This is a genomic window from Pseudomonas sp. R2-37-08W, assembly GCF_003851705.1.
In the GTDB taxonomy this organism is placed as follows: Bacteria; Pseudomonadota; Gammaproteobacteria; order Pseudomonadales; family Pseudomonadaceae; genus Aquipseudomonas.
The window spans coordinates 5,615,399-5,631,033 of the sequence record NZ_CP027728.1; the positions used below are offsets into that span (position 1 = coordinate 5,615,399).

Here is a 15,635-nt window from a genome sequence, read left to right on the forward strand (position 1 = left end):
TCAGGCAGACTCCTTTTTTCTGCACAAAAAAGCAAAACCCCGCCAGGAAAAGGCGGGGTTCTCACGGGCCTCGATGAGTTGAGGCGTACCCGGACACTACCACAGCGTCACAAATAAACAAGATAGCGTCAGGCGTGGGCCCGGCGTTGCTCGGCCTGCGCGCAGATCACTCGACGCCGGGCATCGTCGGCGGAGCGCCATTCACGGATGTCTTCGACATGCCGGAAGCAGCCGAGGCAGACTTTTTGCTCATCCAGGCGACACAAACTGATACAAGGCGACGGCACCGCCGGGCTGACGTTGCTGAACAGCGGCTTGGGCGGGCGTACGGGAGCAGGCTGGGTCACTGTCAGATCTCGTCGAAGTCCAGCTCGGCGCCGGTATATTCCTCGACCAGCCGCGTGAGCATCTCGCCCAGCAACTCTTCACTTTTGTCGCACTGCCATTTGCCGCTGTCTTCGTCGTAGTCGAAGTGAACGCCACCGGAGCGCGCCGCCAGCCACAACTGACGCAGCGGTTCCTGGCGACTGAAGATCAGTTGCTGGCCGCTCTCGAATTTGACGGTCAGCACACCGGCCGAGTTTTCCAGATCCACATCCAGGTCGCTGTCGTCGAAAATATCTTCCAGCTTCTCCTGGGTGGCATCCACCAGGTCGTGAAAACGGGCTTCGGTCAAACTCATTGTGGCAACCTCAAAAGTGTCTGGTTCTGCTCAAGCGCCGCACGATACGGACGCGCCCCGCCGATTGCAAAGGATACCGATTTCAACGCGATTGACGGCGTGAAATATCCTCAAACAGCGTAGTCCGCTTCCCGACCCTCTCAGCAAACCCCCGCCGGACGGGTATTCCGGCGCATAGGCAAGCTGGCGGGTGGTCGGTATACTCGGGCGCAATTAATGCATATTCAAGGATTTCGCCATGAAGCGCCTGATCTCTTCCCTTGCTGCGCTCGTCGCGGTCGCTTGCCTCGTTAGTGCCTGTGGTCAAAAAGGCCCGCTGTACCTGCCCGACGACAGCAAAGACCCGAACGAACAGGCGCAGTCGTCGCAAAAGCCATCGAAAGCGCACAAGCACGACACTTACTAAGGGACCCTCATGGACGCTTTTAACTACCGGGACGGCGAGCTGTTCGCGGAAGGCGTGGCGCTGTCTGCGATTGCCGAGCGCTTTGGCACCCCGACGTATGTGTATTCCCGTGCACATATCGAAGCGCAATACCGCTCGTTCACCGACCCGCTGGAAGGCGTGCCGCACCTGGTGTGCTACGCGGTGAAAGCCAACTCCAACCTGGGTGTACTCAATGTCCTGGCGCGTCTGGGCGCTGGTTTTGACATTGTGTCCCGTGGCGAACTCGAACGTGTATTGGCCGCCGGTGGCCAGGCCGACAAGATCGTGTTCTCCGGCGTCGGCAAGAGCCGCGAAGACATGCGCCGCGCCCTGGAAGTGGGTGTGCACTGCTTCAACATCGAGTCCACCGACGAGCTGGAGCGCCTGCAGGTCGTGGCCGCCGAGATGGGCGTTCGCGCGCCGATCTCCCTGCGCGTCAACCCGGACGTCGATGCGGGCACTCACCCGTACATTTCCACCGGCCTCAAGGAGAACAAGTTCGGCATCGCCATTGCCGACGCCGAAGACGTGTACATCCGCGCTGCCCAATTGCCGAACCTGGACGTGTTGGGCGTCGACTGCCATATCGGCTCGCAACTGACCACCCTGCCGCCGTTCCTGGATGCGCTCGACCGCCTGCTGGCGCTGATCGACCGCCTCGGCGATTGCGGCATCTACCTGCACCACATCGATCTGGGTGGCGGTGTGGGCGTGCGGTATCGCGATGAAGAGCCGCCGTTGATCGCCGACTACATCAAGGCCGTGCGCGAGCGTATCGAAGGCCGCGACCTGACGCTGATGTTCGAGCCGGGCCGCTACATCGTCGCCAATGCCGGTTTGCTGCTCACCCAGGTCGAGTACCTCAAGCACACCGAGCACAAGGACTTCGCCATCGTCGACGCGGCGATGAACGACCTGATCCGCCCGGCGCTGTACCAGGCCTGGATGAATGTCAGCGCCGTGGTCCCTCGCGCCAGCGAAACGCGCGCGTACGACATCGTCGGCCCGATCTGTGAGACCGGCGACTTCCTGGCCAAGGATCGTCAACTGGCCCTGGAGGAAGGCGACCTGCTGGCCGTGCATTCGGCCGGTGCCTATGGGTTTGTCATGAGTTCCAACTACAACACGCGCGGGCGAGCCGCCGAGGTGCTGGTGGACGGTGATCAAGCGTTCGAAGTGCGTCGCCGCGAGACGGTAGCCGAGTTGTATGCTGGCGAAAGCCTGCTGCCGGAGTAAGCCATGCTGCTGCGTTTTACCAAGATGCACGGGCTGGGCAATGACTTCATGGTTCTCGACCTGGTCAGCCAGCACGCACACATCCTGCCCAAGCACGCCAAACAATGGGGCGACCGGCACACCGGTGTCGGCTTCGACCAATTATTGCTGGTGGAAGCGCCGACCAACCCGGAGGTGGATTTCCGTTATCGGATCTTCAACTCCGATGGCTCTGAAGTGGAACAGTGCGGCAACGGTGCGCGCTGCTTTGCGCGCTTCGTGCTGGACAAGCGCCTGACCGCCAAGCGCCAGATTCGCGTCGAAACCAAGGGCGGCGTGATCGAACTGGATATCCGCAGTGACGGCCAGATCAGCGTCAACATGGGCGCGCCACGCCTGGTGCCGGCGGACATTCCGTTCCAGGCGCCCGAGCAGGCCCTCAGTTACGCGCTGGAGGTGGACGGCAACAGCGTGGATATCGCCGCCGTGTCCATGGGCAATCCCCATGCGGTGCTGCGGGTCAATGACATCAACAATGCGCCCGTGCATGAACTGGGGCCGAAGATCGAACATCACCCGCGCTTTCCGGCGCGGGTCAATGTGGGCTTCCTGCAGGTGATCGACCGTTCCCGCGCGCAATTGCGTGTGTGGGAGCGCGGCGCCGGCGAAACCCAGGCCTGCGGCACCGGTGCCTGCGCCGCTGCCGTGGCCGCGATCAGCCAGGGGTGGATGGATTCACCGCTGCTGATCGACCTGCCGGGTGGGCGCTTGTCCATCGAATGGGCAGGCCCTGGCCACCCGGTGATGATGACCGGGCCGGCCTCGCGTGTATACGAAGGACAGGTCCGTCTATGAGTGAGCCAAACCAATGACCGATAAGCCTCAAGTACCCGCACAAATCACCCCAAGTGAAAGCCTGGAGGCCGCTGCAGTCGCGGCGTACCTTGAGGCTCATGCGGATTTTTTCGTCGAGCACGAGCAATTGCTTCCGGCCTTGCGCATCCCCCACCAACGCGGCGATACCGTGTCGTTGGTGGAGCGGCAAATGCAGATCCTGCGCGAGCGCAATATCGAAATGCGCCACCGGCTCTCGCACCTGATGGATGTGGCCCGCGACAACGATCGCCTGTTCGACAAGACCCGTCGCCTGATCCTGACCCTGATGGACGCCGCCAGCCTGGAAGAAACGGTGATAGCTGTGGAAGACAGCCTGCGCCAGGACTTCCAGGTGCCGTTTGTCAGCCTGATCCTGTTCAGCGATAACCCGATGCCGGTGGGTCGCTGGGTCAGCGGTGGCGAAGCGCAAACCGCCATCGGCGGCCTGCTTTCCGAAGGCAAGACCATCAGCGGCACCCTGCGCGAGCATGAACTTGACTTCCTGTTTGGTGCCGAACAGCGCCAACAGATCGGCTCCACCGCCGTGGTTGCCCTCAGCCACCAAGGCCTGCATGGCGTACTGGCCATCGCCAGCCGCGACCCCGCGCATTACAAAAGCTCGGTGGGCACCCTGTTTTTGACCTACATCGCCGAAGTGCTGGGCCGCGTCTTGCCGCGTTTCACCACTGCCCTGCGCGCGGTGCGCTAGCCATGGAACGGCATCTGGACGCTTACTGCGCTCACCTGCGCAACGAGCGCCAGGTGTCGCCTCATACCCTGGAAGCCTACCGGCGGGACTTGAACAAGGTCCTGGCCTATTGCGAAAAGCAGCAGATCGCCAGCTGGGAAGCCCTGGATATCCAGAGCCTGCGCAGCCTGATCGCACGGCTGCACCAGCAAGGCCAGTCCTCGCGTAGTTTGTCGCGCCTGCTGTCGGCGGTGCGCGGCCTCTATCACTACCTGAACCGCGAAGGCCTGTGTGACCACGACCCGGCCAATGGCCTGTCGCCGCCCAAAGGCGAGCGCCGCCTGCCCAAGACCCTGGACACCGACCGCGCTCTGCAACTGCTCGATGGCGCGGTCGAGGATGACTTCCTGGCGCACCGCGACCAGGCGATCCTCGAGTTGTTTTACTCCTCGGGCCTGCGCCTGTCCGAGCTGACCGGCCTGAACCTCGATCAACTGGACCTGGCCGATGGGCTGGTGCAGGTGCTGGGCAAAGGCAGCAAGACGCGGGTGCTGCCGGTCGGCAGAAAAGCCCGTGAAGCCCTGCAACTGTGGTTGCCGTTGCGCGCGCTGGCCAATCCGCAAGACGACGCGGTATTTATCAGCCAGCAAGGCCGACGCCTGGGGCCACGGGCCATTCAGTTGCGCGTAAAAGCCGCCGGCGAGCGCGAACTGGGGCAGAACCTGCACCCGCATATGCTCAGGCACTCCTTTGCCAGCCATATGCTGGAGTCGTCCCAGGACCTGCGCGCGGTACAGGAGCTGCTCGGCCACTCCGACATCAAGACCACGCAAATCTACACCCACCTCGACTTCCAGCACCTGGCAACGGTGTACGACAGCGCCCATCCACGGGCCAAACGCATCAAGGGCGGCGACTCATGAGCATCAAGCTGATCACCTTCGACCTGGACGACACGCTCTGGGACAACGTACCCGTCATCATCAGCGCTGAAGCGTCAATGCGCGAATGGTTGGCGCTCAACGCATCCAAGGTCGGCGACTTGCCCCTGGAGCATTTCGCCAGCCTGCGCCAACAGGTGCTGCAACGTCATCCTGAACTCAAACACCGCATCAGTATCCTGCGCCATCGGGTGTTGATGCATGCGTTTGAGGAGGCAGGTTATCCACAGCCTGAAGCCACGCAAATGGCCGACGTGTGTTTTGAAGCGTTCATTCATGCGCGGCATCAACTCACCGTCTTCCCCGAAGCCGAGCCCATGCTCAAAGCCCTGCGCCAGCACTTCCTGCTAGGAGTGATCACCAATGGCAATGCCGACGTACAACGCGTAGGCCTGGCGGACTACTTTCACTTTGCCTTGCGTGCCGAGGATATCGGCATCGCCAAGCCGGATGCGCAGTTGTTTCAGGAGGCATTGCAGCGCGGCGGCGTGAAGGCCGAAGCGGCGGTGCATGTTGGCGATCATCCGGGCGATGACATTGCCGGGGCGCAGCAGGCGGGGCTGCGCGCTGTCTGGTTCAACCCGGCGGGCAAGGCGTGGGAAGGGGATAAACTCCCGGATGCGCAAATTCGCAGCCTGACGGAGCTACCGCAATTGCTCCGCAGCTGGCAGTAACACCAGCGATCCAAATGTGGGAGGGAGCTTAAAAGGGTTCCCTGTAGGAGCGAGCTTGCTCGCGAAAAACGCACAGGCAACGCGTTCATTCTGGATGAACGAGGGAGCCCTGAGTTCTTCGCGAGCAAGCTCGCTCCTACAAAAAGCCTTCACTGACTGGCATTAGGGCTTGCCCCTCCCACATCTGGATCACCACAACGCTCGTATAATCAGCAGACATGAAAAAACCCGCAGCGACGGCGGGTTCTTTCTTACAAGCAGGTAGCTGACCTCAGATAGGACGGCTGCCGTATTTGTTATCCGGCTTCTTCGGTGGATCAGCCACCACGTTGGGCTCGACTTCGACCACTTTGCCGCCTTTGGCGAGGAATTCTTCCATCGCACGGGCCAGGGCATCGCGCTCTTTGTTCTTGGCTTCAACGCTGGGCAGCTCGTCTACCGAAACAGCCGCCTTGGCCTTGCCTTTGGCTTTGGGCGCGACATCATCGCCAGCACTGTCATCAAGGTCTTCAGCAACGTCATCAGCCGCCGCTTCAAGACTTTCCTCAGTGTCGTCTTCGTCACCTACTTCGAGGTCGTCGTTTTCCAGATCATCGTCGCTCATGTTCTACCTCATGACTTGCGAAAAGCAGATTAGTTATAGCCCAGCTTCACCCTCTGTCGAGGTCGCCGGAAAAAAATCAACATCCACCGGGTCACCAGTGGCTTATGCCCCTTCACCGTGCAAGGTGGCGAGGACTTTACGAGCACCGCCATGATCACGGTGCTCGCCCAGATAAACACCTTGCCAGGTCCCCATCGCCAAGCGGCCAGCCTTCACCGGCAAACTCAGCTGGCAGCCCAGGAGACTGGCCTTGAAGTGCGCCGGCAGATCATCCGGACCTTCGTCGTTGTGTTCGAACCCTGCATGGCCTTGCGGCACCAGCAAGTTGAAGAAACGCTCGAAGTCACGGCGAACCGCCGGATCGGCATTCTCGTTGACCGTCAACGAGGCCGAGGTGTGCTGCAGCCACAGATGCAACAGGCCCACGCGACACGCCTTCAATTCAGGCAAGCCGGCAAGCAACTCGTCGGTCACCAGGTGAAAGCCCCGGGGCTTGGCCCGAAGGGTAATCAGGGTCTGTTGCCACATACAGTTCTCCGCCCATCGGCGCGCATTCTAGCGCGCTCTGGAAAAAAACAAAGTGCCGAATACGCCTACATGCCTGTAAGACATTCGCACCCTTAAAAGTGCCGTGTGGATCCCATCACAAAGTTGATGAAAAACCCATGCCACTTATAGGCAGAGACAAACGCCAGACAAAAAAATGCCCGGCAAGCCGGGCATCTTTTTTTCGCGTACTTACAGGTTGTAGCCGCGCTCGTTATGTTGCGCCAGGTCGAGACCGACCGCCTCTTCCTCTTCGGTGACGCGCAGGCCCATGACCATGTCCAGCACCTTGAGGATGACGTAGGTGACGATCGCCGTGTAGATCACGGTGAAGCCGACGCCTTTGCACTGGATCCACACCTGGGCGGCGATGTCAGTGGTAGCGGCGTTGAAGCCACCCATCGATGGAGCCGCGAACACGCCGGTCAGGATCGCGCCGAGGATACCGCCTATACCGTGCACGCCGAAGGCATCCAGGGAGTCGTCGTAGCCCAGCTTGCGCTTGAGGGTAGTGGCGCAGAAGAAACACACCACGCCCGCCGCCAGGCCAATGACCAGGGCGCCCATCGGGCCCACGGTGCCAGCTGCAGGAGTGATCGCAACCAGGCCGGCCACCACACCCGAGGCGATGCCCAGTGCGCTCGGCTTACCGTGGGTGATCCACTCGGCGAACATCCAGCCCAGCGCCGCAGCAGCGGTAGCAATCTGGGTAACCAGCATCGCCATGCCGGCCGTGCCGTTGGCTGCGGCAGCGGAACCGGCGTTAAAGCCGAACCAGCCGATCCACAGCATGGCCGCGCCGATCAAGGTGTAACCCAGGTTGTGCGGGGCCATCGGGGTGGTCGGGAAGCCTTTACGTTTGCCGAGCACCAGGCACGCCACCAGGCCCGCCACACCGGCGTTGATGTGCACCACGGTGCCACCGGCGAAGTCCAGCACGCCCCAGTCCCACATCAGGCCGCCGTTGCCGCTCCAGACCATGTGCGCAATCGGCGCATAGACCAGGGTGAACCAGATGCCCATGAAAATCAGCATCGCGGAGAACTTCATGCGCTCGGCGAAGGCACCGACGATCAGCGCCGGAGTGATGATGGCGAACGTCATCTGGAAGGTGATGAACACCGCTTCCGGAAACAGCGCCGCAGGCCCGGTAATGCTAGCTGGAGTGACCCCTGCCAGGAACGCCTTGCCCATGCCGCCGAAGAAGGAGTTGAAGTTGACGACGCCCTGCTCCATACCGGTGGTATCGAACGCAACGCTGTAACCGTAGACGACCCACAGGATGCTGATCAGGCCAGTGATGGCAAAGCACTGCATCATCACCGACAGAATATTCTTGGAGCGGACCATGCCGCCGTAGAACAGCGCCAGGCCAGGAATGGTCATGAACAGCACCAGTGCGGTGGCGGTCAGCATCCAGGCAGTGTCGCCGGAGTTGAGGACTGGAGCCGCCACTTCGTCTGCCGCCATTGCAAGGCCTGGCATTACGATGGACAACAGGGCTCCGAGCCCTGCGAATGTACGCAGAGTCATAGTGTTTTTCTCCTGGGGCGTTGGGGTTTGGCGGCTTAGATTGCGTCGGTATCGGTTTCGCCGGTACGGATGCGGATAGCCTGTTCCAGATTGACCACGAAGATCTTGCCGTCACCGATCTTGCCGGTGTTGGCGGCCTTGGTTATCGCCTCGATAACCCGGTCAAGATCCTTGTCGTCAATGGCGACATCAATCTTCACCTTCGGCAGGAAATCGACCACATATTCCGCGCCGCGATACAGCTCGGTATGACCCTTCTGCCGACCGAAGCCCTTGACCTCAGTAACGGTAATGCCCTGCACGCCGATCTCGGACAGTGACTCGCGTACGTCGTCCAACTTGAACGGCTTGATGATGGCAGTGACTAGCTTCATGAAAACTCTCTCCCGAATTGGTGGACTTGCCCCAGGAAAACAAACCCGTCTCAAGTCTAAGCGCAGTGCCTGGCTTTGTAACGCATCGTCGCCTCGGCATTTACCGTAGCGACGCCAGCGAACCACTGGTGACGAAACCTGTACCCCTGATCCGTCGGCGCACTGCATTCGTCACAGCGACTGCATCAGTGCATGGGTCATGATCGTCTAAGCAGAAACCTTGCCAGCTCCGTAAAACTCACTGAAATCAGTCCATTGCCCACTCATGCCCACCTGCGGGGCGTTCCGGCGGTGGCGATGCGCATCAAAACAGTGCGCAAGCGTCCATCCCGATGCGCGAAAAGCGTGCGCGTCAGGGCCGTGAAAAGACTATAGACGCTGCGTGATACACTGCCTGCCAACAGTTTTCCGGAATATTTCCCATGCTCGCGCCCAAAGACTTCCTCGACGCCCTGAGCGGCCACGCCTCTCGCCTGTTCAGCGGCGACACTCCGCTGCCCCGCAATGAAATCGAAAGCCAGTTCAAGGCATTGCTGCAAAGTGGCTTCAGCAAGCTTGATCTGGTGAGCCGTGAAGAGTTCGACAGCCAGATGGTGGTGCTCGCCCGCACGCGTGCGCGCCTGGAAAGCCTGGAGGCAAAAGTGGCGGAACTGGAAGCGCGGCTGACGCCACCGTCAGCCCAATAGTGTGGGAGGGGGCTTGCCCCGATAGCGATTTTTCAGCTGATGAACGCTTTGCTGACACACCGCTATCGGGGGCAAGCCCCCTCCCACATTTGTCCTGCATCTCTGCCTGATACGTTCTGTAAAACCTCCCCCGCTTTGCTTTTCCCACCCTCGTCTACCCTTGAATAACCCGCAGGAAGCGGCCCCATTCAAGGATTGAGCATGTCCCTCGCCATCGTCCACAGTCGCGCCCAGATCGGCGTTGAAGCCCCCGTCGTCACGGTTGAAGTGCATATGGCTAATGGCTTGCCATCACTGACGCTGGTGGGCTTGCCGGAGACGGCGGTAAAGGAAAGCAAGGACCGTGTACGCAGCGCCATTCTCAATTCGGCCCTGCAATATCCGCCGCGTCGCATCACCCTCAACCTCGCGCCCGCCGACCTGCCCAAGGACGGCGGGCGTTTTGATTTGGCGATTGCCCTGGGGATCCTGGCGGCCAGTATGCAGGTGCCGGCGTTGATGCTCGATGACGTTGAGTGCCTGGGCGAGTTGGCGCTGTCCGGCGAGGTACGCGCGGTGAAAGGCGTGTTGCCGGCCGCATTGGCGGCGCGCAAGGCCGGGCGCACCTTGATAGTGCCCAGGGCGAACGCTGAGGAAGCGTGCCTGGCATCGGGATTGAAGGTGATTGCGGTGGACCACTTGCTGCAAGTGGTGGCGCACCTGAACGGGCATGTACCGATCGAGCCCTACCAGTCCGACGGCTTGCTGTATTTGAACAAACCTTACCCGGACCTCAGTGAGGTACAGGGCCAGTTGACTGCCAAGCGTGCCTTGCTGATCGCGGCTGCGGGGGCGCACAACCTGTTATTCAGCGGGCCGCCCGGCACTGGCAAGACCTTGCTCGCCAGCCGCCTGCCGGGGTTGCTGCCACCACTGAGTGAGCACGAAGCGCTGGAAGTCGCGGCGATTCAATCGGTGGTCAGCCTGGCGCCGCTGAGCCATTGGCCGCAACGGCCGTTTCGCCAGCCGCACCACTCGGCGTCGGGCCCCGCGCTGGTCGGCGGCGGATCGAAGCCGCAACCGGGGGAAATCACCCTGGCCCACCACGGCGTGCTGTTCCTCGACGAATTGCCGGAGTTCGATCGCAAAGTCCTGGAGGTGCTGCGTGAGCCACTTGAATCGGGGCATATCGTGATTTCCCGCGCCCGCGACCGGGTAAGCTTCCCGGCGCGCTTCCAACTGGTCGCGGCGATGAACCCCTGCCCTTGCGGCTATCTGGGCGAACCCAGCGGCCGTTGTCGATGCACACCGGAGCAGATCCAACGCTATCGCAACAAGCTGTCCGGGCCGTTGCTGGACCGGATCGATTTGCACTTGACCGTGGCGCGGGAGGCCACGGCACTGAGCCCGGCACAACAGACCGGTGACAACACTGCGAAAGCTTCTGCAGCAGTGGCCGATGCACGGGAACGCCAGCAACGCCGCCAAGGATGCGCCAACGCCTTCCTCGACCTGCCGGGGTTGCGCGAGTACTGCAAGCTGGCAAAGGTTGATGAAGGCTGGTTGGAAAGCGCATGCGAACGACTGACGCTGTCGCTGCGGGCGGCCCACCGGTTACTCAAGGTAGCGCGTACCCTGGCGGACCTGGAACAAACAGAGAACATCGCCCGCCACCATCTGCAAGAGGCCTTGCAGTACCGTCCGGCGGCGAGCACGTGAGCCATGCGCCCGCGCATTCTGAATGGCGGTGGCTTAGCGGAACCGGTCTACTTCATGCCGCAGGCCCGCCGCCAGGGTCTCCAGTTCCTTGGCGGTGATCGCCAGGTTCGACACCACCTCACGCTGCTCGCTGTTAGCCAGCGCAATGCTCTGCAGGTTGCTGCTGAGCAAGGTCGCGGTGCTGCTCTGCTCCTGGGTGGCGGTGGTGATGGCGGCAAACTGCTGGCCGGCCGAGCGGCTCTGCTCGTCGATGCGCGCCAGGGCCGAAGCCACGTCGGCATTGCGCGACAGGCCTTCCTGCATCAGTACATTGCCGTGTTCCATGGTGCTGATGGCATTCCCGGTTTCCTGCTGGATGCTCTGGATCATGCCGGAAATTTCATCAGTGGCCTGGCGGGTGCGCGAGGCCAGGTTGCGCACTTCGTCAGCGACCACGGCAAAGCCACGGCCTTGCTCGCCCGCGCGGGCAGCTTCGATGGCGGCATTCAGCGCCAGCAAATTGGTCTGTTCCGCGATCGACGTAATCACGCCAACGATGCCGCCGATTTCCTGGGAACGCTGGCCCAAGGTGTTGATCACCGTCGCGGTGCTGTTCAGGGCGGTGGCGATATGTTCCAGGGACGACGAGGCCTCCTGCATCGAGGCACGCCCGATGCGGGTCTGCTGGGCATTTTCCTGGGCCAGACGCTCGGTGCTGCCCATGTTGTCAGCGATATTCAGGGAGGTGGCGCTGAACTCTTCCACCGCGCCCGCCATGCTAGTGATCTCGCCGGACTGCTGTTCCATGCCTTCATAGGCACCGCCAGACAAACCGGACAACGCCTGGGCACGGCTGTTGACCTCTTCAGCCGCCTTGCGGATGTGCGAAACCATGGTCGACAGCGCTTCGCCCATCTGGTTGAAGCTGCGCGCCAACTGGCCGATTTCATCATGGCTGGAAACATTCAGGCGTGCGCTCAGGTCGCCTGCACCGAGCGCTTCGGCTTGGCGTACCAGGTCACTCAGGGGCGCGAGCTTGCTGCGCAACAGCCACACGGTGGCGCCCACCGCCAACAGCATGGCCAGCACGCTGCCGATGACCAAGCGCAGACCGACGTCCCAGGTCACTGCACGAATCTCAGCCTTCGGCATGCTCGCCACCACCGCCCAGGGGCCGCCCTCGAACGGTACCGAAACGCTGTAGAAATCTTCGTTCTTGTCGCTCCAGAAGCGCCCTTCACCCGGCTTCTTCGCCAGGTCGAGCATCACCGGAATGGCTTGATCCAAGGCTTGTACACCGGCCGGCGGCACCAGCCAGTGCTTCTGTTCATCCAGCAACGAGAGGGAGCCGGTCTGGCCGATACGGAAGCGCTTGAGATTGTCGAACTGGGCTTTCTGCTCGTCGGTGTAGTCGAAACCGATGAACAGCACCGCAATGACTTTTCCGCTGGCGTCACGCACTGGGCTGTACTGGGTCATGTACGAGCGATCGAACAACACTGCCCGACCGATGTAGGTCTGTCCGCTGAACACACGCTGGTAGGCCGGCCCCTGGCGGTCCAGCACAGTGCCGATGGCGCGGTTGCCATCCTGCTTGGTCAGGGACGTGCTGATGCGGACAAAGTCATCGCCGCTGCGCACGAATACCGTGGCCACGCCGCCGGACATGTCCTTGAATTCATCCACTTCGCTGAAGTCGTTGTTCAGCAACTGGCTGCCCAGGTAGAGGCTCGGGGTTTGCACACCGGCCACGGCGACTGGCTCGTCTGCACGCACGCTCAAGCCGGCGCCGAAGCGCTTTTCAAACAGCCCGCTCAAACGCTGGGTGCTCTCGCGCAAGGTGCTGTGGAAGGTATTGAGTTGGTCGGCGAGCAGGCGCGCCTCGCTGGCCAGGTGTTCCTCGCGGGTGGCGAGGTTGGCGGTGTCGAGGGAGCGTAAAGCGAAAACGGTACTGCCGCTGATAACGACAGCAAGAATCACGGCCAATGCGAGGCCTAACTGGGAGGCGATCCGAGCGCGAGGTTGAGACATGACAGCTCCTGAGCCGAGGCCAGGATCATCCTGATCTCTTAGCGCTGCTCGGCGAATTATCTGGTGGGAAACGTAAGTGCACGATAGTTCCAACACCCCTACTTCGGCGGAGTTTTACAATACTTGAGCGATTCACAGGGGTATCGCGCAAACGATTGCCGTACACATGCCAAACCCTTCATTCGAGGCGGGCCACTTCGGGCAAAACCATCGCATGCACCTCGCCCTGGAGAAACTCCGCCAAACGCCGCAAGCGCTCACCACCGGGCCGGGTTTTCGGCCACACCAGGTAATAGCTTTCCCCGCTGGCGACGGCCGTTGGCCAAGGCAGGCTCAGGCGTTTCTGGGCGACGTCCTCGGCCACCATCAGCAGGTCACCCATGGACACCCCGTAACCCCGCGCGGCAGCGATCATGCCCAACTCCAGCGTGTCGAACACCTGCCCACCCTTGAGCGAAACCCGGGACGCCAGCCCCATGCGTTCCAACCAGTAACGCCAGTCGCGACGGTCCGGTGTCGGATGCAGCAGTTCGGCCGTTGCCAGCCGCGTCACGTCCCAGGGGCCGTCATCCAAGAGATTGGGCGCGCCCACCGGAATCAGCATTTCGGCAAACAGGTAACTGGCCTCCCAGTCTGCGGGAAAGTGCCCGTTACTGAGCAATACCGCGCAATCGAACGGCTCCTGGTTGAAGTCCACTTCATCGATGCTCATCCACGCACTGGTGAGCTGCACCTCATTGCCCGGCTGCAAGGCCCGAAAGCGACTCAACCGCGCCAGCAGCCAGCGCATGGTCAAGGTGGACGGCGCTTTCATACGCAAGATGTCATCTTCGGCATTCAGGGTATGGCAGGCGCGCTCCAGGGCGGCGAAACCTTCGCGCACGCCGGGCAGCAACAAGCGCGCCGCCTCCGTGAGCTGCAGGGTGCGGCCGCTGCGCTGGAAAAGCCGGCAGGCGAAATGCTCTTCGAGCGTACGAATATGCCGGCTGACCGCACTTTGGGTAATGGACAGCTCCTCTGCCGCGCGGGTAAAGGAGTGGTGACGAGACGCGGCCTCGAACGCCCGCAGGGCGTAAAGCGGAGGAAGACGACGGGACATTCTGAAAGCTCCGACAGCGCAATCCGCAAACCCTACCAGAATAGGCCAGGTATGAGTTTTAATCATGCAAACGATCGCTTTTATCCTTTTGTGCAATGCGCCCAAAGCGCCGAGAATCAGCCCTCTCCACCCCCCTGACCTGTCGAGTGTGATGATCATGCAGCATCCGGTACGTACCGAACTCTGGGCCATTCTGCGGCTGTCGGGGCCGTTGATTGCCTCACAGTTGGCGCACATGCTGATGGTGCTGACCGACACCCTGATGATGGCTCGCTTGAGCCCCGAAGCCCTGGCCGGCGGTGGCCTGGGCGCGGCGAGCTATTCGTTCGTGGCGATTTTCTGCATCGGTGTAATTGCGGCGGTGGGCACCCTGGTGGCGATCCGTCACGGCGCGGGCGACATCGACGGTGCCACCCGGCTGACCCAGTCCGGGCTGTGGCTGGCGTGGTTGATGGCCCTGGCGGCGGCGCTGCTGCTGTGGAACCTGAAGCCAGTGCTGCTGCTGTTCGGCCAGACCGAAACCAACGTGCAAGCCGCCGGGCAATTCCTGACCCTCCTGCCATTCGCCCTGCCCGGCTATCTGAGCTTCATGGCGTTGCGCGGTTTCACCAGCGCTATCGGCAAAGCCACGCCAGTGGTGGTGATCAGCTTGTGCGGCACGGTGGTCAACTACCTGCTCAACCATGCGCTGATCGAAGGCATGTTCGGCCTGCCGAAGCTCGGGCTGATGGGCATTGGCCTGGTAACGGCCATCGTCGCCAATGGCATGGCGTTGGCGCTGATGTGGTACATCCGCAGCAACCGGACCTACGCCGCCTACCCCCTGAGCACCGGCCTGCTGCGTCTCAATACCCACTATCTGCGCGAGCTGTGGCGCCTGGGCCTGCCGATCGGCGGCACCTATGCAGTGGAAGTCGGGCTGTTCGCGTTTGCGGCGCTGTGCATGGGCACCATGGGCAGTACGCAGTTGGCGGCGCACCAGATTGCCCTGCAGATTGTCTCGGTGGCGTTCATGGTCCCGGCGGGGATGTCCTACGCGGTGACCATGCGTATCGGCCAGCACTATGGCGCCGGGCGGTTGTTGAGCGCGCGCCTGGCCGGGCGGGTCGGCATAGGGTTCGGCGCCATGGTGATGCTGGGGTTTGCCGTGGTGTTCTGGCTGTTTTCCGACCCGCTGATCGGGCTGTTCCTCGACCATGACGACCCGGCCTTTCACGAGGTGATCGTGCTCGCAGTCAGCCTGCTGGCCGTTGCGGCCTGGTTTGAGCTGTTCGACGGTGTGCAGACCATTGCCATGGGCTGCATCCGTGGCCTCAAGGATGCCAAGACCACCTTCCTGGTGGGACTCGGTTGTTACTGGCTGATCGGCGCGCCATCGGCCTGGTTGATGGCGTTCACGTTAGGCTGGGGGCCGACCGGCGTGTGGTGGGGCCTGGCGCTGGGCCTTGCCTGCGCGGCGGTGAGCCTGACGTGGGCGTTTGAGGCGAAGATGAAGCGGATGATTCGACAGGAGCCGGAAAGACAAGCTGGTTTCCAGACCGCACAGACGCACTAAGGTCCCACATTTTTAGATTGTGGTTTA

Annotated in this window: 17 protein-coding genes; 9 read left to right on the plus strand and 8 right to left on the minus strand. The window is 61.7% G+C overall.

What is annotated here, in order from left to right; translation table 11 throughout:
* Positions 1-128 precede the first annotated feature (128 nt).
* Both C4J93_RS26060 and cyaY read right to left on the minus strand, forming a co-directional pair.
* Positions 129-347, minus strand: coding sequence for a DUF1289 domain-containing protein (locus tag C4J93_RS26060; RefSeq protein ID WP_003176868.1), 219 nt, complete (start codon positions 345-347; stop codon positions 129-131).
* 2 nt (positions 348-349) lie between these two features.
* Positions 350-682 (minus strand): iron donor protein CyaY, encoded by a 333-nt coding sequence (gene cyaY, locus C4J93_RS26065; RefSeq protein ID WP_124364942.1) that lies wholly within the window; start codon positions 680-682, stop codon positions 350-352.
* 238 nt (positions 683-920) lie between these two features.
* Here cyaY and C4J93_RS26070 point away from each other — a divergent pair, with 238 nt between their 5' ends.
* The 6 genes from C4J93_RS26070 to C4J93_RS26095 are packed head-to-tail and all read left to right on the plus strand — an operon-like array spanning position 921 to position 5,503.
* On the plus strand, positions 921-1,088 hold the full coding sequence (locus tag C4J93_RS26070) for a lipoprotein (RefSeq protein ID WP_003195417.1): 168 nt from the start codon (positions 921-923) through the stop codon (positions 1,086-1,088).
* 9 nt (positions 1,089-1,097) lie between these two features.
* Positions 1,098-2,345, plus strand: a complete 1,248-nt coding sequence (gene lysA, locus C4J93_RS26075) for a diaminopimelate decarboxylase (RefSeq protein ID WP_124411065.1) — start codon at positions 1,098-1,100, stop codon at positions 2,343-2,345.
* A 3-nt stretch (positions 2,346-2,348) separates the two neighbouring features.
* Positions 2,349-3,179 carry a diaminopimelate epimerase gene (gene dapF / locus C4J93_RS26080; protein WP_124364944.1) on the plus strand — a complete coding sequence of 277 codons (831 nt, stop codon included), beginning with the start codon at positions 2,349-2,351 and terminating at the stop codon, positions 3,177-3,179.
* Positions 3,180-3,192: 13 nt separating this feature from the next.
* Positions 3,193-3,909 carry a DUF484 family protein gene (locus tag C4J93_RS26085; protein WP_124430769.1) on the plus strand — a complete coding sequence of 239 codons (717 nt, stop codon included), beginning with the start codon at positions 3,193-3,195 and terminating at the stop codon, positions 3,907-3,909.
* A 2-nt stretch (positions 3,910-3,911) separates the two neighbouring features.
* Positions 3,912-4,811: a tyrosine recombinase XerC gene (gene xerC, locus C4J93_RS26090; protein ID WP_124430770.1), complete on the plus strand. Its 900-nt coding sequence runs from the start codon at positions 3,912-3,914 to the stop codon at positions 4,809-4,811.
* The gene (locus C4J93_RS26095) at positions 4,808-5,503 is read left to right on the plus strand and encodes an HAD family hydrolase (protein ID WP_124430771.1); all 696 of its coding nucleotides are present in this window, start codon (positions 4,808-4,810) and stop codon (positions 5,501-5,503) included. The genes xerC and C4J93_RS26095 overlap by 4 nt, the downstream gene beginning before the upstream one ends.
* Before the next feature lie 271 nt (positions 5,504-5,774).
* Here the strand turns inward: C4J93_RS26095 and sutA are convergent, their stop codons facing one another.
* The 4 genes from sutA to glnK form a co-directional block, all read right to left on the minus strand.
* Positions 5,775-6,107 (minus strand): transcriptional regulator SutA, encoded by a 333-nt coding sequence (gene sutA, locus C4J93_RS26100; RefSeq protein ID WP_124364948.1) that lies wholly within the window; start codon positions 6,105-6,107, stop codon positions 5,775-5,777.
* A gap of 102 nt (positions 6,108-6,209) precedes the next feature.
* Positions 6,210-6,635: a secondary thiamine-phosphate synthase enzyme YjbQ gene (locus C4J93_RS26105; protein ID WP_124368800.1), complete on the minus strand. Its 426-nt coding sequence runs from the start codon at positions 6,633-6,635 to the stop codon at positions 6,210-6,212.
* A 210-nt stretch (positions 6,636-6,845) separates the two neighbouring features.
* Positions 6,846-8,186, minus strand: coding sequence for an ammonium transporter (locus C4J93_RS26110; protein ID WP_124430772.1), 1,341 nt, complete (start codon positions 8,184-8,186; stop codon positions 6,846-6,848).
* A 35-nt stretch (positions 8,187-8,221) separates the two neighbouring features.
* Positions 8,222-8,560, minus strand: a complete 339-nt coding sequence (gene glnK, locus C4J93_RS26115; RefSeq protein WP_002555808.1) for a P-II family nitrogen regulator — start codon at positions 8,558-8,560, stop codon at positions 8,222-8,224.
* A 422-nt stretch (positions 8,561-8,982) separates the two neighbouring features.
* Between glnK and C4J93_RS26120 the strand changes: the two genes are divergently transcribed.
* Both C4J93_RS26120 and C4J93_RS26125 read left to right on the plus strand, forming a co-directional pair.
* Entirely contained in the window at positions 8,983-9,246 is a 264-nt protein-coding gene (locus C4J93_RS26120) for an accessory factor UbiK family protein (protein ID WP_124364951.1), read from the plus strand.
* Between the two features lie 201 nt (positions 9,247-9,447).
* Positions 9,448-10,944: a YifB family Mg chelatase-like AAA ATPase gene (locus C4J93_RS26125; RefSeq protein ID WP_124430773.1), complete on the plus strand. Its 1,497-nt coding sequence runs from the start codon at positions 9,448-9,450 to the stop codon at positions 10,942-10,944.
* Positions 10,945-10,977: 33 nt separating this feature from the next.
* Here C4J93_RS26125 and C4J93_RS26130 read toward each other — a convergent pair whose 3' ends face one another.
* Complete coding sequence (locus tag C4J93_RS26130) at positions 10,978-12,954, minus strand: methyl-accepting chemotaxis protein (RefSeq protein WP_124430774.1); 1,977 nt, start codon at positions 12,952-12,954, stop codon at positions 10,978-10,980.
* Between the two features lie 178 nt (positions 12,955-13,132).
* Positions 13,133-14,053: a LysR substrate-binding domain-containing protein gene (locus C4J93_RS26135; RefSeq protein ID WP_124364954.1), complete on the minus strand. Its 921-nt coding sequence runs from the start codon at positions 14,051-14,053 to the stop codon at positions 13,133-13,135.
* A gap of 151 nt (positions 14,054-14,204) precedes the next feature.
* On the opposite strand from C4J93_RS26135, the gene C4J93_RS26140 reads away from it, so the two are divergent.
* Entirely contained in the window at positions 14,205-15,608 is a 1,404-nt protein-coding gene (locus C4J93_RS26140; protein ID WP_124430775.1) for a NorM family multidrug efflux MATE transporter, read from the plus strand.
* Positions 15,609-15,635 lie beyond the last annotated feature (27 nt).

Bases quoted from the DNA above. Each gene is read 5' to 3' on its own strand.
- cyaY (WP_124364942.1), bottom strand. From the start codon at position 682: ATGAGTTTGACCGAAGCCCGTTTTCACGACCTGGTGGATGCCACCCAG.
- C4J93_RS26070 (WP_003195417.1), top strand. From the start codon at position 921: ATGAAGCGCCTGATCTCTTCCCTTGCTGCGCTCGTCGCGGTCGCTTGC.
- lysA (WP_124411065.1), top strand. From the start codon at position 1,098: ATGGACGCTTTTAACTACCGGGACGGCGAGCTGTTCGCGGAAGGCGTG.
- dapF (WP_124364944.1), top strand. From the start codon at position 2,349: ATGCTGCTGCGTTTTACCAAGATGCACGGGCTGGGCAATGACTTCATG.
- C4J93_RS26085 (WP_124430769.1), top strand. From the start codon at position 3,193: ATGACCGATAAGCCTCAAGTACCCGCACAAATCACCCCAAGTGAAAGC.
- xerC (WP_124430770.1), top strand. From the start codon at position 3,912: ATGGAACGGCATCTGGACGCTTACTGCGCTCACCTGCGCAACGAGCGC.
- C4J93_RS26095 (WP_124430771.1), top strand. From the start codon at position 4,808: ATGAGCATCAAGCTGATCACCTTCGACCTGGACGACACGCTCTGGGAC.
- sutA (WP_124364948.1), bottom strand. From the start codon at position 6,107: ATGAGCGACGATGATCTGGAAAACGACGACCTCGAAGTAGGTGACGAA.
- C4J93_RS26105 (WP_124368800.1), bottom strand. From the start codon at position 6,635: ATGTGGCAACAGACCCTGATTACCCTTCGGGCCAAGCCCCGGGGCTTT.
- C4J93_RS26110 (WP_124430772.1), bottom strand. From the start codon at position 8,186: ATGACTCTGCGTACATTCGCAGGGCTCGGAGCCCTGTTGTCCATCGTA.
- glnK (WP_002555808.1), bottom strand. From the start codon at position 8,560: ATGAAGCTAGTCACTGCCATCATCAAGCCGTTCAAGTTGGACGACGTA.
- C4J93_RS26120 (WP_124364951.1), top strand. From the start codon at position 8,983: ATGCTCGCGCCCAAAGACTTCCTCGACGCCCTGAGCGGCCACGCCTCT.
- C4J93_RS26125 (WP_124430773.1), top strand. From the start codon at position 9,448: ATGTCCCTCGCCATCGTCCACAGTCGCGCCCAGATCGGCGTTGAAGCC.
- C4J93_RS26130 (WP_124430774.1), bottom strand. From the start codon at position 12,954: ATGTCTCAACCTCGCGCTCGGATCGCCTCCCAGTTAGGCCTCGCATTG.
- C4J93_RS26135 (WP_124364954.1), bottom strand. From the start codon at position 14,053: ATGTCCCGTCGTCTTCCTCCGCTTTACGCCCTGCGGGCGTTCGAGGCC.
- C4J93_RS26140 (WP_124430775.1), top strand. From the start codon at position 14,205: ATGATCATGCAGCATCCGGTACGTACCGAACTCTGGGCCATTCTGCGG.